This is a genomic window from Rhodococcus sp. 05-2254-2 (assembly GCF_002259095.1).
Taxonomy (GTDB): Bacteria; Actinomycetota; Actinomycetes; order Mycobacteriales; family Mycobacteriaceae; genus Rhodococcoides.
In genome coordinates, this window is record NZ_NOZJ01000001.1 from 190,687 (window position 1) to 213,455 (window position 22,769).

Sequence of the window (22,769 nt, forward strand, 5' to 3'; positions counted from 1 at the left end):
TAGACCGGTCGAGGATATCGCGCACGTCGCAGAATGTGGAGAAATCCAAGGTTGAGCGGAACAGACTCAACTTCGCTATGGTTGTACCGAGCGACAGTCTTCGCAGAACCCAGTCGAAAGAAGGTGACCGGTGGACAGTTTCACTCCCACCACGAAGTCGCAGGCAGCACTCTCCGCTGCTCTGCAGGCCGCATCCGCGGCCGGTAACCCGGATATCCGTCCGGCACATTTGTTGGTGGCGTTGCTCGATCAGACCGACGGCATCGCCACTCCCTTGCTGAAGGCCGTCGGCGTCGACCCCGCAACGGTGCGTCGAGAAGCGCAGAGCCTCGTCGACCGGCTGCCCTCGGCAACCGGTTCGACCACCACTCCGCAACTCGGCCGTGAAACCCTCGCCGCGATCACCGCAGCGCAGCACCTGGCCACCGAACTCGACGACGAGTACGTCTCGACCGAGCATCTGATGGTCGGCCTGGCGACCGGCAACGACGACGTCGCCAAGCTGCTGACCGGCCACGGAGCCGGACCCAACGAGCTGCGCGACGCCTTCCAAGCCGTCCGGGGCAGCGCTCGGGTCACCAGCGCCGATCCGGAGAACACCTACCAGGCGCTGGAGAAGTACAGCACCGACCTGACCGCGCTGGCCCGGGAAGGCAAGCTCGATCCCGTCATCGGGCGCGATACCGAGATCCGGCGCGTCGTACAGGTTCTCTCCCGACGCACCAAGAACAACCCGGTGCTCATCGGTGAGCCCGGCGTCGGCAAGACGGCCATCGTCGAAGGACTGGCCCAGCGCGTCATCGCAGGCGATGTTCCGGAGAGCCTGCGCGGCAAGACCGTCGTGTCTCTCGATCTCGGTTCGATGGTCGCGGGCGCGAAGTTCCGCGGTGAGTTCGAGGAACGGCTCAAGGCCGTGCTCGACGACATCAAGAACTCCGCCGGTCAGGTGATCACGTTCATCGACGAGCTGCACACCATCGTCGGAGCCGGCGCGACCGGCGAATCGGCGATGGACGCGGGCAACATGATCAAGCCGATGCTCGCCCGCGGCGAACTGCGCCTCGTCGGTGCGACGACCCTCGAGGAGTACCGCAAGTACATCGAGAAGGACGCCGCTCTCGAACGACGCTTCCAGCAGGTCTACGTCGGTGAGCCGTCGGTCGAGGACACCGTCGGCATTTTGCGTGGACTCAAGGAACGCTACGAGGTGCACCACGGCGTCCGGATCACGGACTCCGCCCTGGTCGCCGCCGCAACCCTGAGCGACCGGTACATCACCGCCAGGTTCCTGCCGGACAAGGCCATCGACCTCGTCGACGAGGCCGCGTCCCGTCTGCGCATGGAGATCGATTCACGCCCCGTCGAGATCGACGAGGTCGAACGTGCGGTCCGTCGCCTCGAAATCGAGGAGATGGCACTGGCGAAGGAGACCGACGACGCGTCGAAGGCTCGACTCGACAAGCTCCGCCAGGAACTCGCCGACCTCCAGGAGAAGTTGGCCGGGCTCAGCACCCGCTGGCAGAACGAGAAGAACGCCATCGACTCGGTACGGGCACTGAAGGAGGAGCTCGAGAACCTGCGCGGCGAATCCGATCGCGCCGAACGCGACGGCGATCTGGGCAAGGCCGCCGAGCTGCGCTACGGACGCATCCCGACCCTCGAGAAGGAGCTCGCAGCCAAGACCGAGGACTCGCCAGCCCAGGGTGACGTGATGCTCAAGGAGGAAGTGGGCCCGGACGACGTCGCCGACGTCGTCGCAGCCTGGACCGGAATTCCGGCCGGCCGGATGCTCGAAGGCGAGACCGCGAAGCTGCTCCGCATGGAAGACGAGCTCGGCAAGCGAGTCGTCGGACAGAAGGACGCAGTACAAGCGGTGTCCGACGCCGTCCGACGCTCCCGCGCCGGAGTGGCCGATCCCAACCGTCCGACGGGATCGTTCCTGTTCCTCGGACCCACCGGCGTCGGCAAGACCGAGCTGGCGAAAGCGTTGGCGGAGTTCCTGTTCGACGACGAACGCGCGATGGTCCGCATCGACATGAGCGAGTACAGCGAGAAGCACGCCGTCGCTCGGTTGGTCGGCGCGCCTCCCGGTTACGTCGGCTACGAGGCCGGCGGCCAGCTGACCGAAGCCGTGCGCAGGCGTCCGTACACGGTGGTGCTCTTCGACGAGGTCGAGAAGGCGCACCCCGACGTGTTCGACATCCTGCTCGCAGTGTTGGACGAAGGCCGACTCACCGACGGCCAGGGCCGGACCGTCGACTTCCGCAACACGATCCTGATCCTCACCTCCAACCTCGGTGCCGGCGGTACCAAGGAGCAGGTGATGGACGCGGTGCGGCGCTCGTTCAAGCCCGAGTTCGTCAACCGCCTCGACGACGTCGTGGTGTTCGACGCCTTGTCCGAGGACCAGCTCGAGTCGATCGTCGACATTCAGCTCGGCTTCCTCGCCAAGCGTCTGGCGGCTCGTCGCCTGACGTTGGAGGTGTCCTCACCGGCCAAGTTGTGGCTCGCAGCCCGTGGCTACGACCCGCTGTACGGCGCGCGTCCGCTCCGCAGGCTGATCCAGCAGGCCATCGGCGATCAACTGGCGAAGCTCCTTCTCGCCGGCGACGTCCACGACGGCGACGTGGTGTCGGTCAACTCGAGCCCGGACGGCGAACGCCTGATCCTGGGCTAGCGGCGGCCCCGCTCCGCAACAGGCCCACCCGAGCACTGCTCGGGTGGGCCTGTTTTGTGCCGTCAACCGGGAAGTGCCGGGTAGGTACGCTCGTGGAATGACGAATCCGGACGACCCACGGTCACCTCGGGAGCGCGATCAGGACGCAGCACCCCAGGCGGAGCCATCCGAGCCGACCCAGGACTACGGTCGGCCGTACCCCGGAGCCCAGCAGTATCCCGACGGCGCTCACCCCACCGAGGCATATCCGACCCAGGCGTACCAGAACCCGGCGTACCAGAACCCGGCCTATCAGGATCCGACTCGGCAGAATCCGGCCCAGCAGAACCCCGATCCCCAGGCCTATCCGCCGGGGTATCAGCCCACGCAGGCATTTCCGCCGTACGACCCCGAGCAGCAGGCGGCGGCGAATCAGGCCTACGGCCAGACCCAGCAGTACGGTCAGGCACCGCAGTACGGTCCGGGATACGGCCAGGCCCCGGGGTACGAGACTGCGCAGTACGGCCAGCCACAGCAGTACGGCAACACTCAGCAATTCGGCCACACCCAGCAGTTCGGGCAGCCGCCGGAGTACGGCGCTCCGCCTCCCGGCGATGATCCGAACGCCGCCGATTCCGGCAGCAAGGGGCCACGACCGTGGGTTCTGGCGCTGATCGGACTCGTCGTACTCGCCATCGTCGTGGTGTTCGGGATTTCCTTCCTGAGCGGGGGATCAGACGAGTCGACCACCGCTTCTGCGCCGTCGACGTCGATCCGACCGCCCACCTCGAGTGCACCCACGAGCACGCCGCAGCCCACCGAATCGGGCACCGCCACCACGCCCGAGCTGATCCCGGGAGGAATTCCCGAGATTCTCGGTCAGCTGGGATCGTCGGTGGGAACGATCAGCGCCAACGACGGTTCGACTCTGACGCTCGACGGACTCGACGGCGCTCCGGTGACGGTGCAGACCACACCCCAGACCCAGATAATCTCGTTGTCCGGTAGCGATCTGGCGTCGCTGACGGTCGGTGCTTTCGTCGTGGTGCAGGGCGAGGCCGTCGAGGACGGAACGATTCGCGCGAACGTCATCATCGAAACGCCCAGTCTGGGTGGATAAGCAACCCGAGCAGTCGTAGGGACCGTTCACAGGACCCGGCGGTGGTGGGCGATGAAGGTGTGGATGTCGATTAAGGTGGTTCGCGATGACGGCAATGTGGTTCGGCCTTGCGGCAATTGCACTGATGGGTGCAGTGGCGCTGCTCTACATCGACAGGTCCAAGCGAGATCGGTCCGGACGTGTCCGGCAGATGTGGGCCAAGGCGCAGGGGTACGAGTATCGACCGCACGATCGAGAACTGGTCACTCGGTTCTCTCGCGCTGCTCTGTCCAAGCCCGAGTTCGACGTGGCTCTGGGAGTGGTGACCGGTGTTCGGCGCGGTGAGGAGTTCGTTCTCTTCGACGTCGAGGAGACGGGCACAATCGTGGCCGTGCAGCGTTCGGTCGGTTCCGATGTCGACATCGACCTGCGGCCCCGCTCGACGCCGCCGCCGCGCGATGAGGACATGGAACTGCTCGGTTCCATCGGGCCGCGCGTGGTGTTCGCCACCGACGTCGATATCGCTCGCCGTGTCTGCGACCAGCGGATGGCCGCGTTCACCGAGTCCATTCCGGCGAATCTGCAGTTGCTGTGGAGCGAGAAGGACTGGACGCTGGGGTCCCTGCCGCTGAACAGTTCGGGTCGCGATTGGGATGCCGCGATCGACGCGGTCGCACGACTGTCGGGCATGTTGCACGTGCTGCCCCCGGTTCGCGGAAGTGCCGTCTACGGCGCTCGCCCCGGCGATCCCGGCCGCGATCGAAGCGATCCGGGTAGGCCACTGGTCCATGAGCCACATAATCAGCAAGCGGACGTGCCGCACGATCCCCAGCCTCGGGTGGCGGAACCCCGAATCCAGGCGGTGCGAAGCCCGGAGCCACGTGTTGCCGAGCCGAGAACGCCTGCGCCCAAGACACCCGAGCCTCGGATTCGGCCTCCTCGGATAGCCGAGCCCCGTACCCAGGAGCCCCGTACCCCGGAGCCCCGTACCCGAGATCCTCGTACTTCCGAGCCGCGTCCGCAGGAACCCGGACGTAGGCCGCGTCCGCCGCGGCCCGATGCGGCCGGTCCGCAGGCTGCGCGTTCGGCGAATCCGTCGCGTCCGGTGCCGCGTCCGCCTGCGTCGCGTCCGATTCCTTTCGACTCGGAGCGCCGACGCAACCAGCCCTGACGAAAGTTCGGGCGTGTTTACAGGCGCAGGTGCGCTTACGCGGCTAAATTCGTACCTCGTGACGGTTTCCTCGGGTGTTGTCGTGGCAGTGGTGGTCCTGGTCGCGGTTGTCGTGGTCGGTTACGTGCTGATCGCGCTGCGTCGACTCGGTCGGTACAGCGAGCAGACGGAGCAGAGTCTGCGACTGGTCGAGGTCGAACTGGATCGGCGTCACGAGCAGCTGGGCCCGTTCCTCGCGGCCGCGGAGGCCACCGGGCTGTCCGGTGATCTGTTGCGTCAGCTCGGCGGTGCACGGTCGTGGTCCAAGGCCGTGCGCGATCGCAGCCTGGGTCTGCAGGCGCAGGCCGCTGCCGAGAATGCGTTGTCCGCCGCGTTTCATGCTGTGCTCGCCGACGCCGATGCGCGTCAGAATGCGTTGGGCAATTGGGCTTTTCAGGGTCCGGCCGGAGAACTGAACGTCACCGAGCGTCGTATCGCAGGCGCGGTGCGCGTGTACAACGACAACGCGTACCGGTTGTCGCAGGCGGTCGGCACGTTCCCGTCCTCGCTCGTCGCCAGGTCTCGCTCGTTGACCGCACCGGAACCGTTCGTGGAGACCAAGGAATTGCTCGACGAACAGCAGTCGGCCCACATCGCTGCCTAGTGGCAGGAACGGCTCGAGATCCAGCATCGGAGCCGCCGGGAGCGGTCGCGTGAGTCGGTGGGTAAGTTCGTACCGACCTATCGAAGATCCGTGGTGCGACGAGAGGAATCCGAACATGGCCGAGAGTGCCGCGAATTCGGACCGGCAGGAACTGGCCGATTTGGTGAAAGAGCTTGCCGTCGTGCATGGGAAGGTCACGTTGTCGTCGGGCAAGGAAGCCGACTACTACGTGGATCTGCGTCGCGCGACCCTGCATCACCGGGCAGGTGCGTTGATCGGTTCGCTGATGCGTGATCTGGTTGCCGATTGGGATTTCGTCTCGGTCGGCGGCTTGACGATGGGCGCAGATCCGGTGGCGATGTCGATCATGCACGCCCAGGGACGGCCGATCGACGCGTTCGTGGTGCGCAAGGCAGCGAAGGCGCACGGCATGCAGCGTCAGATCGAAGGTCCGGACATCGTCGGCAAACGTGTTCTGGTGGTGGAGGATACGACGACGACCGGAAATTCTCCGCTCACTGCCGTGCAGGCTCTGCGAGACGCAGGCGCGACGGTCGTCGGAGTGGCCACGGTGGTCGACCGGGCGACCGGGGCGGACGAGGTCATCGCCGCCGAGGGACTCGAGTATCGATCCCTGCTCGGCTTGGCTGACCTCGGCCTGTAATCCCGGTCCCGAAAGGGCTTGTCAGCGAACCAGTTGCGCGACGACGACGAAGTTGTCGTCGGTGGGTTCGCCGCCTTGGACGTCGCAGTTCGCCAGGATCAATCGTCCGGGCACCGAGCGTCGGAGTTCGTTGTCGGCCAACAGCGACCCCTTCGGTAGGGGTCCGACCGATTCGACCGCGTATTCCAGAGTGCCGCTCGCGGTGCGCAACGCGACGGTGTCGCCGGGCATCACCACGCGCAGCGCCTTGAACGGCGCATCACGCTTCGAATAGTTGTGTCCGGCAACCACTACCGTTTGTTCGGTGGAGGTTCCCGGCATGCCGCTCTCGGCCCACCATGCAGGTAGCTCGTCGACCGGGTTGAGTACCTGGCCACTGTCGCCGCCGCGGTAGAGCGGATCGGGATGGATGGGGCTGCTCAGATAGGTCGTGCCGTCCGAGGACCTGAGTTCGATGTGTTCCGGCTGAGCGGGAGCGACATCGCTCGCCGGTGCCGCCACGGAGATCTGTGACTGCACCGGCGAGCGATCCGGCGCGGCGACACCGACTTCGTCACTCGCACAACCTGATACGAGCAGAACGAAGGTCAGGGTCGCCGTCCACAACCAGCGGGTACTACGAGGTGGCATCGGTGGAGCTGCGGCGACGCAGGTAGAACGCTCCGCCTGCAGCCGCGACGACGACCACGCCGACTCCGGCGAGAATCACCGGGGTGTTCGACGAGCTGTCCGATGCGCCCGACGCCTCGTCGGAGGAGTCGCCGAGAGCGAGATCGACCGGCGGCAGATCGCCGGCAACACTGACGACACCGTTCTCGTCGGTGGTGAAGTAGTCCGCGACCGTGAACGAACCGTCCTCGTTCTTGACGCCCACCAGGGAGACTCCGGTCTTGTCGACGACGACGGTGTTCTCGTCGACCTCGGTGACCGGAACGTCCTCGCGGACGGTGTTTCCGAGATTGATCGTCCACTCGAACTTCGGTCCGCTGGCAGCCAATTCGGCGGCTGCGGCCTTCAGATCGGCTTCGGCTTTGGCCTTCTCGTCGGAGTTGGCCTTTGCTGCCGTCGCTTCGTCCTGTGCGGTCTTCAGCGCGGTCGCGGCCTCGGTGGCCTTGGTCTTGGCTGCTGCGGCTGCCTCGGTCTTGAGCTGCAGATCCGCGTCGGCGGCCGTGGCGGCTGCGTTGGCATCGGTCACCGCCTGTGCGGCGTCGGCGGCCGCGGCCTCCAACTCGGCGATATCGGCGTCCGACGGCGCGGCGTCGAGTGCAGCCTGAGCTGCGGTGGCCGCGTCGGCCTTGGCTTCGGCGTCGGCCTTGGCAGCATCGGCTGCCGTCCGGGCGTCGGCTGCGGCCTTCTCGGATTCGGTTTCCTCACCTGCTGCGGCCTCGGCTGCAGCTTCGAGGTTCAAAGCGTTCTGCTCGGCCATCGCGGCCACGGCAGCGGCCGTCTGCGCTTCGACGTGCAGTGCCAGCGACTTCGCTGCGGTCGCGGCTGCGGCCCTGGTGGCCGCAGCGATCTTGGCGAGGTTGAGACTCTTGAACGACTCCTGCAGTGCCGCGACGGAATCCTCGACGGCCTTGGTCGACGCATCTGCCTCGACCTTGGCGCTTGCTGCCAGTTCGGCCTTGGCGTTCGCATCGGCGCGAGCTGCCTCGGCTTCTGCGGTGGCCTCGGGATCGCCCGATACCGCTGCGGCCTCGAGCTGGACGGCAAGCTCCTCGGCTGCGGTCGCGTCGGCTGCGGCCTGGTCCGCTGCAGCGTTGGCCTCGTCGGCGGTGGTCTTCAGCTCGGCAGCGTCGTTCTTGGCTGCGGTGACCGCAGCACTGGCGGCCGTGCTGGCGACCACAGCGGCCTTGGCCTCTGCGGCGGCCGTCTTGGCCTTGACGTCGGCCTCGGCGGCGGCAACCTCTGCCTTGGTGGCGTCGGTGCTCGCGGTGGCCTCGGCGGCCTTGGCGGTCTCGAGCCGCACCTGGGCGGCAGTGGTGGCTTCCACCGCTGCCTTGCTCTCGGCCTCGGCGTCGGCGATCGCCTGCTTCTCGGCGTCGGACAGCTGCGGGATGATGTCCAGGTTGACCGTCGCGGTGCCGTCGTCGTTGAAGACGACGCCACCGGTCACCTGCGGCAGTGGGCGGATGGCCGACGGGACCTCGGGGGCCGGCACTGCCGCTGCGGCGGCAGCTGCGGCGTCTTCAGGGGTGACGGCCGGAGCAGTCGCTTCGATCTGCCCGTCGACGGTGGCCGATCCTTCGACGGTTGCGCCCTCTTCCGCGGTGGGAGCGCCGGATTCGGTGCCTTCTTCGGTGGCGGGCTGTTCGACGGAGGAGCTTTCGGGTGTCTGCTCCTGCGCACTGGCAATTCCCGGTGCGGCGATGGAGAGGGACAGTGCCATGGCGGCCCCGGCAGCGGCGAGGCGCGCCTTCTTGGACCTGGCGATCGACTTCTGCGACATGGAGATTGTGGCCCTTCGGTCAGTGGCAGCATCGTGCTGCACGCACCCGCCCTCCCACGCGGAACGGGTGTAGTTGGTGAGTCACACGAACAACCGTGTTGACGTGACCGTAAACCAACCGGCCGGTCTCGGGAACCGTTCAGGGCTTTACCTGAGAATTGGTTATGAAAGTGTTACTGATGGGACGTATGTGACGAGAGAGATTTGCGACATGAAACGGCGGTCGAGATGCGTACATCTCGACCGCCGCGAAAACCCCGTCGGGCGAACGTATTTCAGTCGCCGACCGTCACCGCACGGGCCTCGTCGATGCTGTGAGGTGCGGGTTCGTGATCGTCGACGTGAGCGAGCACCTTCCGGCCGGTTGCCAACACGACGATGGCCAGAGCAGTGCAGGCGGCACCCACCCAGAACGGGACGTGCATGTTCGACTCGCCGAGTTTGCCGGCCAGGTAGGGAGCCGCGGCCCCGCCGGTGAAGCGAACGAAACTGTAGGCCGCCGATGCCGTCGAACGCTCGACCGGTGCCGAGATCATCACGGTCTCGGTGATCAGCGTGTTGTTGACGCCGAGGAACAACCCGGCCACGACGGTTCCCACGATGAGGACGATTTTGTTCTCGGTGAACATCGCCATGACGGCCAGGTCGACGGCGAACAGCAGCAGCGCGAGCATCATCATGTTCAGCGTTCCGAAGGCCCGCTGCAGCTTCGGCGCGATGAACACCGACGCCACGGCCAGGCACAGGCCCCAGCCGAAGAAGATGAAGCCGATGGAGTAGGTGCCCATGTCCAACGGGAAGGGGGTGTAGGCGAGAAGGGTGAAGAATCCGTAATTGTAGAGCAGCGCGGTGATGCCGACAGTGAGCAGACCGCGGTGACGAAGCGCGCGAAACGGATCGAGGATCGACGTGGTGCGGGCGGGCTTCGGGGTGTCCGGGAGCATGACGATGAGAAGGATGAACGCGACGGCCATCAGTGCGGCGACGCCGAAGAACGGTCCGCGCCAGCTGAACCCGCCGAGAACTCCACCGACGAGAGGGCCGGTCGCGATACCGATACCGAGTGCTGCCTCGTAGAGGATGATCGCGCGAGCGACACCTCCCGATGCGGCACCGACGATGGTCGACAGCGCCGTCGCGATGAACAGGGCGTTGCCCAGCCCCCAGCCTGCGCGGAATCCGATGATCTCGCCGACCGATCCGGACGTGCCTGCCAAGGCTGCGAAGACGACGATGATCGCCAGTCCCACCAGCAGCGTGCGCTTGGGGCCGAAGCGACTCGACACCACTCCGGTGATCAGCATCGCGATGCCGGTGACGAGCATGTAGCTGGTGAACAGCAGTGACACCTGCGACGGCGAGGCGTCGAGCTGTTCACCGATGGGCTTGAGGATGGGGTCCACGAGACCGATACCCATGAAGGCGATGACGCTGGCGAATGCAACTGCCCATACTGCGCGAGGTTGCTTCAGCAGGCTGTCGGTTGAGGTGCTGGTGGTCACGAAAGAGTTCCTCTCGTTTCGTGATCGACGGGCTCGAGGATGCTGCGAAGCTCGCTCAAGCCGTCGGTCAGTTTCTGGATCTGTTCTGGGTCGCGGTCGGACAGGTACGGCAGAAGTCCGTCGACGAGGTGGCGTCGACCTTCGGCGAGCCATCGGTGGCCGGCCTCGGTCATCTCGATGAGAACGGCACGCGAATCGTCGGGGTCGGGTCGCCTGGTGACGAGATCGGCGTTGCTCAACTTGGCGAGCAGCGCCGTTGCCGAGGGTTGGGAACAGCGGTCCAGCTCTGCGAAGGTGCTGATGCGCAGGGGCTGGTACTCCTCGAGCAACGACAGGGCCCGCATCCACGCCCTCGGCCATTCGTCGCTGCCGAACCGTGCGGCCAATCGGACGAAGCGCGATGAGCTGGTGACCAGCTGCGAGAGGAGATCTCGGATGTCTTCGTCTGAGTGACTCACCGATTTATTGTTACATACACTAACTATCTATCGCAAAGCGCGCTCGAGCCCAGGGAGATGGACGAGCTCGGATCAGTGTCGCCGCAGCAGATCGGCGATCTCGCGGTCCCACTCGGCGTCCCGTCGACCGTCGTAGCGGAAGCGCATCAGTTGGTAGGCGCCGATGAGAACGGATGCCACGAGCACCCAGCTGCCGATGGCGTTGAAAATGGATGCGGCGACGACATCCGACGAGGTCAGGGGGCGCATACTCAGATCGCCGCTGTTGTCGACCCAGATCTGCGTGGTGGTCCCGGCAGGCGATCCGGTGTCGACGCTGACGCGTCCGGTGTGCTCGACGCCTCGGTAGACCCAGCGTGAGTCGACGGCAGTTGCGGCTGCGCCGGATGCGCCGAGCTCGGTGGATACGGCGGGCACGGATTCCGCAACGGCCGTCGTGGTCGCGGTGACCTGGTGAATCGAATTCTTCTGGTCTTCGAGTCGCTGCTGTTGGTCGGAGTGGGCGGTGGCACCGATCCACAGCGACACCGGAACCATGAGTATCAGCAGTGTGGTCACCCAGCGCTTGATGCGCGCCTGACGAACGTCGCAGTCGCGGAGCAAAGGGTTGGGATTGCCGGCGAAGGCGGATCGTCCCGAACTGTCCTGCCCGGTGAGTTTGCGGCGCATGATGGTCCCCACTACCTCGATATGATCCGACCGACCTCTCCACGATGGCGACGCGACCTGCGAGTATCAAGCGATAGGGGTCAGCGTCACATGTGACTTGCGCTGTGACGAGATTGTCGGTGGAGGTCTGCGATGGTTGTCGGTCGGGTTCGGCGGGCTCGTGCAGCCGCGCTGGTGGCGGGTGCGGTGACCGTGGTCGGTGCGGCGGCGGGGTCGATGCCCGTGCAGCGTATGGCCAAGCCTCTGATCGTCCCGGCGCTGGCGAGCGGGCTCGATCCGGCGCGAGATCGGGTGCTCCTGGCGGGTCTTGCGGCGGCCACGGTCGGCGATGTTCTGTTGATCGACCCCGACGACGATTCCGCTCTGGAATGGGGCGCGCGTGCGTTCGCGGTGATGCAGGGCAGTTATACGTATCTGCTGCTCCGTCGGGGTGCGCGTCCGACGCTGCTCGACGCCGCTCCGCGATACGCCGGATGGGCAGTCGCATCGACGCTTCTGGCCAGGCGGCAGCCCGCGGTGGCGTCGACCCTGGCCGGCTACGGTGCGGTGCTCGCGACCACGTCGACCCTGTCTGCGCGTTCGGTCTCGCGCGGCGGCGATCGCAGGCTGATCATCGGCGGTCTTCTGTTCACCGTCTCCGACGCGCTGATCGTGTTCAGACGGCTCTTTCTGACCGAGGACCGTCGGCGGCGCGCCGCGGAAGCGGTCATCCTCTCGACCTATGTGGCGGCGCAGGTCCTACTCGTCGAGGCCCTGGCTTCGAGGTAGAAGCAGTACCCGCTCGCGGTGGGCAGGGTCGACGCGAACGGCGATGACGGTGCCCGGCTCGAATCGTGAGCTGTCCGAACGTGGGATGTCGTAGACGATCTTGCCGAAGTAGCTGCCCGAGCCCGGCACGGTGAATTCGAGATCCAACTCGGCGGTGTCGTCGTCGATCCGGCGGATGGCATCGACCGTCGCCCACCCCTCCACGCCGTGTTCGATCAGTTCCTTCTGCTCACGTGTGGGGCGTCCGGCGATCAGCATGGCCAGTCCGAGAACTGCGCCGAATCCGGCGACCAGGGCTGCCAACTGATACGGAAGCGTTCCCGGTGGGGTGCGGTCCCTCAACCAACCGATCCAGATCGCCAGCACAAGGGCGTAGCCGATCGTCACGACGACGACGGATCGCACGATTCTCGCGTTGTTCACTTCGGTGCTCCTACGCCGCCGAAAGCGGCCGTTGGATATTCGACGATAGGGGGTTACCGGTAAGTAGGGTTACATGTACGGTGATCGATGTGACTCGACCAACTGTCTTCATCTCAGGCGCAGCTGCCGGTATCGGCCGCGCGACGGCCCTCAAGTTCGCCGCCAGTGGCTACCTCGTCGGTGCCTACGACATCGACGAGACCGGCTTGGCATCGCTCGGCAAGGAAGCTGCCTCGCTCAGCGGCCGTGTGGTCACCGGCATCTTGGATGTAACCAACTCCGACCAGTGGGAAACCCGGTTGAAGGAGTTCGTCTCCGAGGGCGACGGTCGACTCGACATTCTGATCAACAACGCCGGAATCCTCGCCGCGGGCGCTTTCGAGGACATGCCGCTTTCGGTGCACCGCCGTCAGATCGACATCAACGTCAACGGGGTCGTCTACGGCACCCTCGCGGCTTTCCCGTACCTCAAGGACACGGCAGGCGCGCAGGTCGTCAACCTGTGTTCGGCGTCGGCCATCTACGGTCAGCCCGAGTTGGTGACGTACGGCGCAACCAAGTTCGCGGTACGCGGCATCACCGAGGCGTTGGATCTCGAGTGGAGCAAGTACGACATCTCCGTCAAGGCCATGTGGCCGCTGTTCGTCCAGACTGCGATGACCCAGGGCGTGTCGACGGGCACCACGAGTTCGTTGGGTGTCCGGCTCACCGTCAAAGACGTGTCCGACGCGATCTTCGACGCGACCCGTCCCGTCAAGCGCCGGTTGCACAAGGTGCATTTCCCGGTCGGCTTGCCGTCCAAGGCGCTCTCGCTCGGCTCGCGCTTCTCGCCCGCGTGGCTCACCCGCGAGGTCAACCGGCGCCTGAGCCACACCTAGAACTCGTCGCCGAACGATGCCGGCCCTGACGCCGGTATCGTCGGTCTTTCGAGCAATCGGTGTCGAAAGGTGGGTCGGGGTTTCTTCATGCTGAGTACGTGGGGTTCGAGTAGGTTGCGTTCGAGCAGGGCAAGGCGAATGGGTCGGTTACGAGCCTTGTCGGTGGGAATCGGGGCCGCGGCGCTCGTTCTCGCCGGTTGCAGCAGTGAGTCCGCTGCCCAGCCTCCGCCGCAGCCGTCGACCACCACTCTCGCGCCGACGACGACAACGGCAACCACCACTCCTGCACCGGTGACGACGACGGAAGAAGCGCTCCCGCCGCCCCCGCCTCCGGTCGAGCCGCCGCCCACCGCAGAACCGCAGACGACGTACGCCGCCATCGGCGGCGCGTTCTACTTCAGTTCCCCCGACGGTCTGTTCCAGTGCGGAATCGTGCCGCTGTCGAACCGCACCGAGGCCGGGTGTCAGGGCACCACCACTCCGGTGCCGCCGCGTCCGGAGGACTGCATGATCAACTGGGGCAACGGTATTCGAGTCACCAATCAAGGGCCGGCTGCCTTCATGTGCTCCGGCGGCGTGGTCTACACCTCGGGTGGGGAAACGATCGATCCACCGCTCGCGGTCGGGGCGACCATCGCCGAGAACGGATTCACCTGCACGTCCGCCGAGAACGGCATCTCGTGCGTCGACGATGCGACCGGACACGGATTCCGCATAGCACCGGACAGCAACGAAATCTATTGAGCAGCGACAGCACTCCTCCGTCGGACGACGCCGGCCCCACCGAGTGGGGCGAGAACCCCAACGGCGTCGGACCGTGGTCCGACACCCACGCCGAACCACCACCCGACGACCCACGGTTGGACCCGGAACTGCTCGCAGACGGTGACCGCCGCAACGTCGTCGACGCCTACCGCTACTGGCGGCGCGAGGCCATCGTCGCCGATATCGACACCCGACGGCATTCGCTGCACGTCGCCATCGAGAACTTCACCAACGACGCCAACATCGGGACGGTGGTGCGCACTGCGAACGCCTTCGCCGCCCAGGCGGTGCACATTGTCGGGCGACGTCGGTGGAACCGCCGCGGTGCCATGGTCACCGACCGCTACCAGCACATCCACCACCACGACACGGTGGAAGCGCTGATGGCGTTCGCCGCGGAGCAAGGCCTCGTCGTCGTGGCCGTCGACAACACCCCGGGGTCGGTACCGATCGAGACGGCGGAGTTGCCGCGCGACTGCCTGCTGCTCTTCGGACAAGAGGGACCGGGCGTCACCGACACTGCCCGCGCATCGGCGTCGATGACAGTATCGATCGCCCAGTTCGGTTCCACCCGCAGTATCAATGCCGGGGTTGCCGCGGGAATTGCCATGCACTCGTGGATTCGGCGGCATGCCGACATCGATACTGCGTGGTGACACCACAGCGGGTTCCGGAACGGTTTCGGGGCGGTTTCCGGGGCGGGATGTAACGAATCTGCAACGGTAGTGGCAGGATTGCAGGTATGCAGGAGTTGTGGTCGCAGCGTGCGGACGCCGCGGAGGGGGCCGTCGTCGCGCGGCACATGCGTCGGCTCTGGGGGCTACCGGGCACGACATTGGGAGTCGTCGCCTGGCCACCGGTCCGGAAGGAACGGATGTTCCTGCGCTGGCACTACTGGTGGCAGGCCCACCTGCTCGACTGCGCGGTCGACGCCGCAGATCGCGACCTCACCCCCAAGCGCCGTCGGCGACTGAACAAGATCACCCGAGCGCACCGAACCCGCAACGTCAGCGGGTGGACCAACAACTACTACGACGACATGGCGTGGCTCGGGTTGGCGCTCGAACGGGCGCAGCGGAAGCACTTCGTCGGCAATCGCGGTGGCATCCAGCAGATCGAGATGGAATTGTTCGACGCCTGGGCTCCGGCCGAGGGCGGCGGCATTCCGTGGCGCAAGAAGTCCGACTTCTACAACGCACCCGCCAACGGTCCGGCCGCGATCTTGTTGGCGCGCACCGGTCGGCTGTGGCGTGCCCAGGAGATGGCCGACTGGATGGACCACACCCTCAGGGACGAGCGCACGGGGCTGATTCTCGACGGAATGCATTCCACTCGCGCACTCGTCGACGCCGGCAAACCCGGTGAGATGGAACGCGCCGTGTACAGCTACTGCCAGGGCGTCACGTTGGGCCTCGAGACCGAACTCGCAGTTCGGCTCGGCGAACCCAGGCACGCGCAGCGAGTCCACGCTCTGGTCGACGCAGTCGACAACCACCTGACCCGCAACCTCGTCATCACCGGCGGCGGTGGGGGAGACGGCGGCCTGTTCAACCCGATCCTCGCGCGGTACCTGGCGATGGTCGCGGTGAAGCTGCCCGGGGACTCCGACGCCGACGACCGGGCTCGCGAACTCGCAGCTGCGATCGTGCTGAACTCGGCCGAAGCAGCGTGGGAGAACCGCCTCGAAGTGGAAGACAACCCGCTGTTCGGAGCCGACTGGACCCGCGAAGCCCGATTCCCTGGACAAGGTCTGCACATCGCCAGCTTCACCGAAGGAACGGTCCGACCGTCCGACGTACCCGAGCGAGACCTGTCGGTCCAACTGGGCGGATGGATGCTCATGGAAGCCGCATACCGCGTCGCAGCTGCAGGTTTCTGAGTCGCTACTCCACGACCTCTTCGACCTCGATGGTCTCTTCGGGGCGTGCCATTTCCTTGCGGTACTGCCAGATGCCGAGTCCGGTTCCGACGACCAGCAGCACGACCATGCCGATGAGGACGGCGGGCATCAGCCACGGGATTCCGTCGATGAACGAGCCGAAGTAGAACCCGATCAGCAACAGCACCGGAGCCCAGATGATGGCACCGAGCGTGCTGGCGATCGTGTACTTGCGGTGATCCATCTTCGCGGCACCGGCGACGAGCGGACACAGGGTGCGCACCCAGGGGATCCATCGCGCGACCAGCACCGCCCAGAATCCGTGCTTCTCGAGCAGGAGATTGACCTTGTGCAGATTCTTGGTGTTGAGGTATTCACCGTTCTTGCGGGCCACCAGCGTCGAACCCGTGCGGTGACCGATCGAGTACCCCACCTGATTGCCGGCGATGGCGGCGACCATCGCACCGAGCGACAGCGCCCAGATGTGACCGGTGCCCGACGCGTGGGTCGCCATCACGATTCCTGCCGTGATCAGCATCGAATCTCCCGGCAGGAACAATCCGATGATCACCGCGCATTCGATGAACACGAAAGTCATGACGATGATCCACACGACGAGGGGGCCTGCTGTCTCCAGCGGACCGAAACTGCCGACGGCCTGAACGGAGACGGTCGGAAGCGCAGTGGTAATCGACGACATGGACTCGATCACTTTCGGAAGATCTCGATCAGGACTTGGTGTCCGGGGCGTCTGCCTCGATCATGTCGGTGGCCTCCCCGAGCGGAGTCTTGCGGGCCTTGATCATGCGCTTGCCGACCTCGATGACGATGGGCAGTACGGAGACGGCGACGATGATCAGGAAGATGATGTCGACGTGGTCGCGGATGAACGCGATCTGCCCGAGCAGGTAACCGAGGGTGGTCACACCCGCGCCCCAGAGCACGCCGCCGACGACGTTGTAGGTGAGAAACAGTGAGTACTTCATGTGCGACGCACCCGCGACGACCGGTGCGAACGTACGCACGATCGGCACGAAGCGCGCCAGGATGATGGTGATCGGACCGTGCTTCTCGAAGAATATGTGCGATTCGTCGATGTACTTCTTCTTGAAGAAGCGCGAATCGTTGCTCTTGAAGAGGGCTGCGCCGCCCTTCGTGCCGATCAGATAGCCGACCTGATCACCGAGGATTGCCGCAATCGGAATCAGGATCACCAGAGTCCAGATGGACGCGAACGGCTCGATCTCGGTGGACTTCGACGCTGCGATCAACCCGGCCGTGAAGAGGAGAGAATCGCCTGGGAGCAGCGGAAAGAGCAGCCCGGACTCGATGAACACAACCAGCAGCAGCCCGATCAGCACCCAGTGACCGAAGGAGTTGAGCAGGTTCACGGGGTCGAGAAATCCAGGTAACAACGCCAGATTGGTCGTCACCGATTCCGAGGTAGCTAGAAGACTCACCGCGCCCACACTACCGGCCTGAACCGGGAAGTCCCTCAGTAGTTGGTGTCGCCCGGCTGTGAACACGCTGCCCTGTTCGATCTCCCGCGTAATGACCTCAGCGATGTGGGTACGCACGACACCGGGCCCGGAGGTTGCCATACTGCACAGGACACAACCGAACTTTTCAATGGAGGAATGACGCCGTGCCTATCGCAACTCCCGAGGTCTACGCCGAGATGCTGGGCCGGGCGAAGGAACACAAGTTCGCCTTTCCGGCAATCAACTGTGTGGGTTCCGAGTCCATCAACGCCGCCATCAAGGGCTTCGCCGACGCGGGTAGCGACGGCATCATTCAGTTCTCGACCGGTGGAGCCGAGTTCGGCTCGGGACTGGGCATCAAGGACATGGTCGTCGGCGCTGTGGCGCTCGCCGAGTTCGCGCACGTGATCGCCGCCAAGTACGACGTCACCATCGCTCTGCACACCGACCACTGCCCCAAGGACAAGCTGGACACCTACGTTCGGCCGCTCATCGCGATCTCGCAGGAGCGCGTCGACGCAGGCAAGAACCCGCTGTTCCAGTCGCACATGTGGGACGGCTCGGCCATCCCGATCGACGAGAACCTCGAGATCGCCAAGGACCTGCTCGCCCGCGCGGCGGCAGCGAACATCATTCTCGAGGTCGAGATCGGTGTCGTCGGCGGCGAGGAAGACGGCGTCGAGGCGGAGATCAACGACAAGCTCTACACCTCCAACGAGGACTTCCTCAAGACCGTCGAGGCCCTCGGCGCAGGCGACGCGGGCTCGCGCTACCTGCTGGCGGCGACGTTCGGCAACGTGCACGGCGTCTACAAGCCGGGCAACGTCAAGCTCAAGCCGTCGGTGCTGGCGGACGGCCAGAAGGTCGCGTCGGAGAAGCTGGGCCTGGCATCGGGTTCCAAGCCGTTCGACTTCGTCTTCCACGGCGGATCTGGATCGGCGAAGAGCGAGATCGAAGAGGCTCTCGAGTACGGCGTGGTGAAGATGAACGTCGACACCGACACCCAGTACGCGTTCAGCCGTCCCATCGCCGGACACTTCTTCTCCAACTACGACGGCGTTCTGAAGGTCGACGGCGAGGTCGGCAACAAGAAGGCCTACGACCCGCGCAGCTACCTCAAGAAGGCAGAGGCCGGCATGACCGCCCGCGTCGTCGAGGCCTGCAACGACCTCAAGTCCGCCGGACGCAGCGTGAGTGCCGGCTAGAGCGGGCAAGCCCGCACGTGCGCGGAAACTCGTATCAGGCCACGAGGTAGGAGTGGAGCCTGCGGAACGACCCGCAGGCTCCGCCGCGCACATGCAGCGTCAGCTGCACACCTTCCACTGATCGCCCTCGAGGCGCAGGTCGAAGGTGCGCGGCGATCGATCGTTCGGATTGGCCTCGGTGTGCGCGATGACCTGGGCGATCGCGGTGGTGTCGTCGCCGACCTGGATGGCGTCGATGCTGTCGAGGGTCGGGATGTTGCCCTGCTCGGCCGAGACGCGGTGGACATCGGTGAATTCCGCGTCCGGGATGTCTCGGTAGAACGTCGCGAGGTCACCGCACGAGGTACTGCGCAGCGTGGCGAGGTCGCCGTCGGCCAATGCGCGGGTGAACGACTCGACGGTCGTTCTGATCCGGGCCTCCGGGGAGTCGTCGACGCTCGTGCGGTCGATCAGAAGATACGCACCGGCGGCGACTGCCGCGACCACGACAACTACAGCCACCAGCGCCGCCCACCACTTCTTCCGACTCGGTTTGCCGGGTTCGGTCGGCGGGGGTCCGACGCGCTGGGGACCGACCTGCTTCGGTCTCGGTTGCCGCGGCTCGATCTTCCTCGGCCCGACCGGCTGCGGCACGGCGGCTGGCGATTTCTTCTCTGCTGCAACATCTTTCGCCGGCGCGCCGGACGAGTTTCGCGGCGGGATACGACGCGGGGCTGCAGTCGGCTTCGCGACCGGCTTCGATTCCGCTGCTGCCGGTTCCTCGGCTGGGGCGGTGGCGATCTTCTCGGTCGGAGGGTCGGCGGGCTCGTCGATCTGCTTCTTCTTGCCCAGGTCGATCTTCTCGGTGGCTGCGTCGGCCTCGGAGGGCGCCTTCTTCTTCTCGTCCGGCATGCGTTCTCCCTCGTTCACCGAATTCATCCGAGAACTCGGAGGTTCTCGATTTCGTCAGCTGGCAGCCTATCGACCGGGTGTGCCGCTCGCCGCGAGCGCCACCGGGGGTGTTCGGACACGATTCGGTGACGTAAGGGCACAATGAGCGCCATGACTTCTTTCGGTGATCTGCTCGGACCCCAACCCACACTGTTGCCCGGAGACGACGAGGCCGAATCCGCGCTGCTGAACCACGAAGCGCCCGAGGCCGTCGCGGCGGCGCATCCGACGGCGTCCATCGCGTGGGCCTACCTGGCCGAGGCCGCCCTCGAGTCCGGTGCCACCATCACGGCGTACGCCTATGCTCGTACCGGTTACCACCGAGGTCTGGACCAGTTGCGTCGTAACGGATGGAAGGGATTCGGGCCGGTCCCGTACAGCCATGAGCCCAACCGAGGATTCCTCCGATGCGTCGCAGTCCTCGCCAAAGCGGCCCGCGACATCAACGAGCACGACGAGTACGCCCGCTGCCTCGACCTCCTCGAAGACTGTGACCCCAAGGCAGCAGAAGCGCTCGGCCTGGGCTGACCGGGCCCGCGCCAGCCGGGTGCGCGGCCGAACCCGAGTGAAATCGGGCAGCGCTCGGCTGAAGTTGTCGCTGCTGCCCATCATTCAGTGCGCGTTGGCGGCAGGTGTGGCGTGGTTCGTCGCGACGGACATCGTCGGTCACGAGAGCCCGTTCTTCGCGCCGATCGCCGCTGTAGTCTCACTGGGCGTCTCGCTCGGTGCGCGGGTGCGCCGATCGGCCGAGCTCGTCGTCGGAGTGACGGTGGGCATCGGCATCGGAGATCTGCTGATCTCACTGATCGGCAGCGGTCCGTGGCAGATCGCTCTTGTCGTGGTGTTGGCGATGTCGGCTGCGGTGTTCCTCGACGGCGGCCCGATCATCGCGATGCAGGCCGGATCGTCCGCCGTGCTGGTCGCGACACTCATTCCACCCGGCAACATGGGTGGCCCCAACCGCATGGTCGACGCGTTGGTCGGCGGCCTGGTGGGCATCGCGATCGTGGCGTTGATCCCGACGCATCCGGTGTGGCGGGCCCGTAAGGATGCGGCGAGCGTGTTGGCGACGGCTGCGAGTGTGTTGCAGAAGGTGGCCGACGGTTTGGTGGCGAACGATCCCAAGCCGATCGAGGAGGCGTTGCGCAAGGCGCGTGCGACGCAGTCCGGTATCGATGCTCTGCGGACCGACCTCAAGGGCGGCCGGGAGATCGCGCGAATTTCTCCGATGTACTGGAATCACCGCAATCGTCTTGCGGCGCTCGCGGCTACGGCCGATCCCATCGACAACGCCGTCCGCAATATTCGGGTGCTCGCGCGCCGGTCGCTGACGTTGGTGCGCGACGACGAGATTCTCGATCCGCGTGTCGTCGACGAGGTGGAGAAGTTGGCGCATGCGGTGGAGGTGTTGCGGCAGATGATCCTCGCCGATCCGGGACAGAAGCCCGACGCGGCAGAAGCGGCGCGAGTGTTGAGGTCGGTTGCGGCCGGTGCCAAGCCGGAGTTGATCTCGAACGCCGGTCTGTCGGCGACGGTGGTGTTGGCGCAGTTGCGATCGATCATCGTCGACCTGCTGCAGGTCGCCGGGCTCAAGCGTATTTCTGCCTTGGCGACACTTCCGCCGACGGTGGACCATCCGCACGTCCCGCCGGAGTTGTGACCCGAGCACACCATTGCATATATGCGTATGTACGCATATGGTGACTTCCGGAAGTCGACATCGGTCACCAGGGGGAGTCATGGGCGCGGGTCACGGGCACAGCCACGGCGTGGGCGGTCACTCGCCTGCAGGTGCGGGGCCGCCCAGGTCTCGGGTGCGCAAGATGGTCGTTGCGCTGGCGATCCTGGTGGTGTTCCTCGTCGTCGAGGCAACCGTCGCCTTGGCTATCGGGTCGCTCGGCCTGCTTGCCGACGCCGGCCACATGCTCACCGATGTGCTCGGCATGTCGATGGGTCTGATTGCGTTGATGCTCGCTCGCAAGGGAAGTGCCGCAGCGGCAAGAACATTCGGCTGGCATCGGGCAGAGGTGTTGACCGCCATCGCAAATGCGGTTCTGTTGCTCGGTGTTGCGGCATTCATCATGTACGAGGCGATTTCACGCATCGGCGACGCTCCTGAAATCCCCGGCGTACCACTGATTCTCACCGCGACGGCCGGTCTCGCGGCCAACATTGTCGTGATGCTGCTCATTCGCGGCGACGCCAAGGATTCCCTGGCCGTCCGCGGTGCGTACATGGAGGTTCTGGCCGATGCGGTCGGTAGTGTCGGCGTGCTCGTGGCCGGCGTGCTGATGGTCGTGTTCGGGTGGACGTGGGCGGACATCGTCGTCGGCGTCCTGATCTCGCTGTGGGTCATTCCGCGTGCGATCAAGCTCGCCGGGTCGGCGCTGCGCATCCTCACCCAGGCGAGCCCGGCAAATGTCGACGTCGACGCGCTGACCGGCGACCTGAGTGCGCTACCGGGCGTGACGGGGGTGCACGACCTGCACGTGTGGACGCTCACCACCGGAATGGATGTGGCCACGGTGCACCTCGAGTGCGAGGGGTCGTCGTCGATGGTGCTCGATCGTGCCAAGTCGCTGCTGTCCGGCTACGGCCTCGACCACGCCACGGTGCAGGTCGAACCCGCCGCGCACGGCCGAACCTGCAAGGAAGAGCTCACCTGGTGACGGTGTGTACGTCGGAGCCGGGACGCCACACGTCGATCTGCATGTGATCGTCCACCAGCGAGGTCAGTACGACCTCGGTGATGTCGAGATCGAACACGTGATAGGGCACCAGCTCGCCCGGCGCGGCGTCGAATATCGGTTGCAGCACAGCAGGATCGGTGATTTCGACGGCACGCCCGCCGATCTTCGCGTCCCCGCCCTCCATCGAATGGTGACCCGGATTGCTGTGCAGCGCGAACCGTCCGTCGCGCTGCAGATCTCGAGCTTTGACGGCACCGAGCATCGAGCCGAGACGCAGTACGCCGCTGTCGTCGAACTCGACCTCGGTTCCGCTGACGCGCGGTGAGCCGTCCACCCGGAGCGTCGCGAGTACATGGTGCTTGTGGGCGGTGAATCTGGCGCGCACCGCCGATGCCAGGCTCGGTGCTGCCGTCGAGAAGTCGTTCCACGTCGTCATGGG

General features: G+C 65.6%; 24 protein-coding genes. 14 read left to right on the top strand and 10 right to left on the bottom strand.

Going from position 1 to position 22,769, the window contains the following annotated elements:
* The first annotated feature begins 130 nt into the window (after window positions 1-130).
* The 5 genes from clpB (at window position 131) to pyrE (ending at window position 6,233) form a co-directional block, all read left to right on the top strand.
* Window positions 131-2,677 carry an ATP-dependent chaperone ClpB gene (gene clpB, locus CH283_RS00940; RefSeq protein ID WP_068053854.1) on the top strand — a complete coding sequence of 849 codons (2,547 nt, stop codon included), beginning with the start codon at window positions 131-133 and terminating at the stop codon, window positions 2,675-2,677.
* Between the two features lie 97 nt (window positions 2,678-2,774).
* The gene (locus tag CH283_RS00945) at window positions 2,775-3,776 is read left to right on the top strand and encodes a DUF5666 domain-containing protein (RefSeq protein ID WP_094640945.1); all 1,002 of its coding nucleotides are present in this window, start codon (window positions 2,775-2,777) and stop codon (window positions 3,774-3,776) included.
* Window positions 3,777-3,861: 85 nt separating this feature from the next.
* On the top strand, window positions 3,862-4,926 hold the full coding sequence (locus tag CH283_RS00950) for a hypothetical protein (protein ID WP_068053860.1): 1,065 nt from the start codon (window positions 3,862-3,864) through the stop codon (window positions 4,924-4,926).
* A 58-nt stretch (window positions 4,927-4,984) separates the two neighbouring features.
* Window positions 4,985-5,569 carry a LemA family protein gene (locus CH283_RS00955; protein ID WP_231893984.1) on the top strand — a complete coding sequence of 195 codons (585 nt, stop codon included), beginning with the start codon at window positions 4,985-4,987 and terminating at the stop codon, window positions 5,567-5,569.
* Window positions 5,570-5,684: 115 nt separating this feature from the next.
* Entirely contained in the window at window positions 5,685-6,233 is a 549-nt protein-coding gene (gene pyrE, locus CH283_RS00960; protein ID WP_068053867.1) for an orotate phosphoribosyltransferase, read from the top strand.
* Window positions 6,234-6,254: 21 nt separating this feature from the next.
* Here the strand turns inward: pyrE and CH283_RS00965 are convergent, their stop codons facing one another.
* From CH283_RS00965 to CH283_RS00985, 5 genes are all read right to left on the bottom strand, one after another.
* Entirely contained in the window at window positions 6,255-6,863 is a 609-nt protein-coding gene (locus tag CH283_RS00965) for a class F sortase (protein WP_068053874.1), read from the bottom strand.
* The gene (locus CH283_RS00970) at window positions 6,850-8,682 is read right to left on the bottom strand and encodes a hypothetical protein (protein ID WP_094640947.1); all 1,833 of its coding nucleotides are present in this window, start codon (window positions 8,680-8,682) and stop codon (window positions 6,850-6,852) included. Before CH283_RS00970 ends, CH283_RS00965 begins: the two co-directional genes overlap by 14 nt.
* Window positions 8,683-8,957: 275 nt before the next feature.
* Complete coding sequence (locus tag CH283_RS00975) at window positions 8,958-10,184, bottom strand: MFS transporter (protein WP_068053880.1); 1,227 nt, start codon at window positions 10,182-10,184, stop codon at window positions 8,958-8,960.
* Window positions 10,181-10,642, bottom strand: coding sequence for a MarR family winged helix-turn-helix transcriptional regulator (locus tag CH283_RS00980; protein ID WP_068053883.1), 462 nt, complete (start codon window positions 10,640-10,642; stop codon window positions 10,181-10,183). The genes CH283_RS00975 and CH283_RS00980 overlap by 4 nt, the downstream gene beginning before the upstream one ends.
* A 72-nt stretch (window positions 10,643-10,714) precedes the next feature.
* Window positions 10,715-11,311 carry an Rv1733c family protein gene (locus CH283_RS00985; protein ID WP_094640948.1) on the bottom strand — a complete coding sequence of 199 codons (597 nt, stop codon included), beginning with the start codon at window positions 11,309-11,311 and terminating at the stop codon, window positions 10,715-10,717.
* A gap of 132 nt (window positions 11,312-11,443) precedes the next feature.
* On the opposite strand from CH283_RS00985, the gene CH283_RS00990 reads away from it, so the two are divergent.
* Window positions 11,444-12,079 carry a lysoplasmalogenase family protein gene (locus CH283_RS00990; RefSeq protein ID WP_094640949.1) on the top strand — a complete coding sequence of 212 codons (636 nt, stop codon included), beginning with the start codon at window positions 11,444-11,446 and terminating at the stop codon, window positions 12,077-12,079.
* Here CH283_RS00990 and CH283_RS00995 read toward each other — a convergent pair.
* Complete coding sequence (locus CH283_RS00995; RefSeq protein ID WP_094640950.1) at window positions 12,050-12,502, bottom strand: hypothetical protein; 453 nt, start codon at window positions 12,500-12,502, stop codon at window positions 12,050-12,052. The two genes, CH283_RS00990 and CH283_RS00995, sit on opposite strands and share 30 nt — an antisense overlap.
* An 89-nt stretch (window positions 12,503-12,591) precedes the next feature.
* On the opposite strand from CH283_RS00995, the gene CH283_RS01000 reads away from it, so the two are divergent.
* The 4 genes from CH283_RS01000 to CH283_RS01020 all read left to right on the top strand — a co-directional run bounded on the left by CH283_RS01000 (window position 12,592) and on the right by CH283_RS01020 (window position 16,024).
* Window positions 12,592-13,380 (top strand): SDR family oxidoreductase, encoded by a 789-nt coding sequence (locus CH283_RS01000; protein ID WP_068053942.1) that lies wholly within the window; start codon window positions 12,592-12,594, stop codon window positions 13,378-13,380.
* A gap of 138 nt (window positions 13,381-13,518) precedes the next feature.
* Window positions 13,519-14,124: a DUF6636 domain-containing protein gene (locus CH283_RS01010; protein WP_176460420.1), complete on the top strand. Its 606-nt coding sequence runs from the start codon at window positions 13,519-13,521 to the stop codon at window positions 14,122-14,124.
* Entirely contained in the window at window positions 14,121-14,801 is a 681-nt protein-coding gene (locus CH283_RS01015) for a TrmH family RNA methyltransferase (RefSeq protein WP_094640953.1), read from the top strand. Before CH283_RS01010 ends, CH283_RS01015 begins: the two co-directional genes overlap by 4 nt.
* A gap of 86 nt (window positions 14,802-14,887) precedes the next feature.
* Window positions 14,888-16,024, top strand: a complete 1,137-nt coding sequence (locus CH283_RS01020) for a glycoside hydrolase family 76 protein (RefSeq protein WP_094640954.1) — start codon at window positions 14,888-14,890, stop codon at window positions 16,022-16,024.
* A gap of 4 nt (window positions 16,025-16,028) precedes the next feature.
* Here the strand turns inward: CH283_RS01020 and CH283_RS01025 are convergent, their stop codons facing one another.
* Together CH283_RS01025 and CH283_RS01030 are read right to left on the bottom strand one after the other, a co-directional pair.
* Window positions 16,029-16,724 carry a DedA family protein gene (locus tag CH283_RS01025; RefSeq protein WP_094641412.1) on the bottom strand — a complete coding sequence of 232 codons (696 nt, stop codon included), beginning with the start codon at window positions 16,722-16,724 and terminating at the stop codon, window positions 16,029-16,031.
* A 28-nt stretch (window positions 16,725-16,752) separates the two neighbouring features.
* Window positions 16,753-17,493 carry a VTT domain-containing protein gene (locus tag CH283_RS01030; RefSeq protein ID WP_373454826.1) on the bottom strand — a complete coding sequence of 247 codons (741 nt, stop codon included), beginning with the start codon at window positions 17,491-17,493 and terminating at the stop codon, window positions 16,753-16,755.
* 176 nt (window positions 17,494-17,669) lie between these two features.
* Here CH283_RS01030 and fbaA point away from each other — a divergent pair, with 176 nt between their 5' ends.
* Entirely contained in the window at window positions 17,670-18,710 is a 1,041-nt protein-coding gene (gene fbaA, locus CH283_RS01035; RefSeq protein WP_068053901.1) for a class II fructose-bisphosphate aldolase, read from the top strand.
* 99 nt (window positions 18,711-18,809) lie between these two features.
* Here the strand turns inward: fbaA and CH283_RS01040 are convergent, their stop codons facing one another.
* On the bottom strand, window positions 18,810-19,601 hold the full coding sequence (locus CH283_RS01040; protein WP_255183035.1) for an Rv0361 family membrane protein: 792 nt from the start codon (window positions 19,599-19,601) through the stop codon (window positions 18,810-18,812).
* Between the two features lie 150 nt (window positions 19,602-19,751).
* On the opposite strand from CH283_RS01040, the gene CH283_RS01045 reads away from it, so the two are divergent.
* The 3 genes from CH283_RS01045 (at window position 19,752) to CH283_RS01055 (ending at window position 22,309) form a co-directional block, all read left to right on the top strand.
* On the top strand, window positions 19,752-20,168 hold the full coding sequence (locus CH283_RS01045) for a DUF3151 domain-containing protein (protein ID WP_068053907.1): 417 nt from the start codon (window positions 19,752-19,754) through the stop codon (window positions 20,166-20,168).
* A gap of 37 nt (window positions 20,169-20,205) precedes the next feature.
* Window positions 20,206-21,300: an FUSC family protein gene (locus tag CH283_RS01050; RefSeq protein ID WP_094640956.1), complete on the top strand. Its 1,095-nt coding sequence runs from the start codon at window positions 20,206-20,208 to the stop codon at window positions 21,298-21,300.
* Between the two features lie 79 nt (window positions 21,301-21,379).
* Complete coding sequence (locus CH283_RS01055) at window positions 21,380-22,309, top strand: cation diffusion facilitator family transporter (protein ID WP_094640957.1); 930 nt, start codon at window positions 21,380-21,382, stop codon at window positions 22,307-22,309.
* On the opposite strand, the gene CH283_RS01060 is transcribed toward CH283_RS01055, so the two are convergent.
* Window positions 22,299-22,766 carry a pyridoxamine 5'-phosphate oxidase family protein gene (locus CH283_RS01060; RefSeq protein ID WP_068053912.1) on the bottom strand — a complete coding sequence of 156 codons (468 nt, stop codon included), beginning with the start codon at window positions 22,764-22,766 and terminating at the stop codon, window positions 22,299-22,301. The genes CH283_RS01055 and CH283_RS01060 overlap by 11 nt on opposite strands.
* Window positions 22,767-22,769 lie beyond the last annotated feature (3 nt).

Coding starts and splice junctions, on each gene's coding strand:
- CH283_RS01045 (WP_068053907.1), top strand. CDS start 19,752: ATGACTTCTTTCGGTGATCTGCTCGGACCCCAACCCACACTGTTGCCC.
- CH283_RS00970 (WP_094640947.1), bottom strand. CDS start 8,682: ATGTCGCAGAAGTCGATCGCCAGGTCCAAGAAGGCGCGCCTCGCCGCT.
- pyrE (WP_068053867.1), top strand. CDS start 5,685: ATGGCCGAGAGTGCCGCGAATTCGGACCGGCAGGAACTGGCCGATTTG.
- CH283_RS00945 (WP_094640945.1), top strand. CDS start 2,775: ATGACGAATCCGGACGACCCACGGTCACCTCGGGAGCGCGATCAGGAC.
- CH283_RS01040 (WP_255183035.1), bottom strand. CDS start 19,601: ATGCCGGACGAGAAGAAGAAGGCGCCCTCCGAGGCCGACGCAGCCACC.
- CH283_RS00990 (WP_094640949.1), top strand. CDS start 11,444: ATGGTTGTCGGTCGGGTTCGGCGGGCTCGTGCAGCCGCGCTGGTGGCG.
- CH283_RS01055 (WP_094640957.1), top strand. CDS start 21,380: ATGGGCGCGGGTCACGGGCACAGCCACGGCGTGGGCGGTCACTCGCCT.
- CH283_RS00950 (WP_068053860.1), top strand. CDS start 3,862: ATGACGGCAATGTGGTTCGGCCTTGCGGCAATTGCACTGATGGGTGCA.
- CH283_RS00965 (WP_068053874.1), bottom strand. CDS start 6,863: ATGCCACCTCGTAGTACCCGCTGGTTGTGGACGGCGACCCTGACCTTC.
- CH283_RS01060 (WP_068053912.1), bottom strand. CDS start 22,766: ATGACGACGTGGAACGACTTCTCGACGGCAGCACCGAGCCTGGCATCG.
- CH283_RS00985 (WP_094640948.1), bottom strand. CDS start 11,311: ATGCGCCGCAAACTCACCGGGCAGGACAGTTCGGGACGATCCGCCTTC.
- CH283_RS01010 (WP_176460420.1), top strand. CDS start 13,519: ATGGGTCGGTTACGAGCCTTGTCGGTGGGAATCGGGGCCGCGGCGCTC.
- CH283_RS01020 (WP_094640954.1), top strand. CDS start 14,888: ATGCAGGAGTTGTGGTCGCAGCGTGCGGACGCCGCGGAGGGGGCCGTC.
- CH283_RS01025 (WP_094641412.1), bottom strand. CDS start 16,724: ATGTCGTCGATTACCACTGCGCTTCCGACCGTCTCCGTTCAGGCCGTC.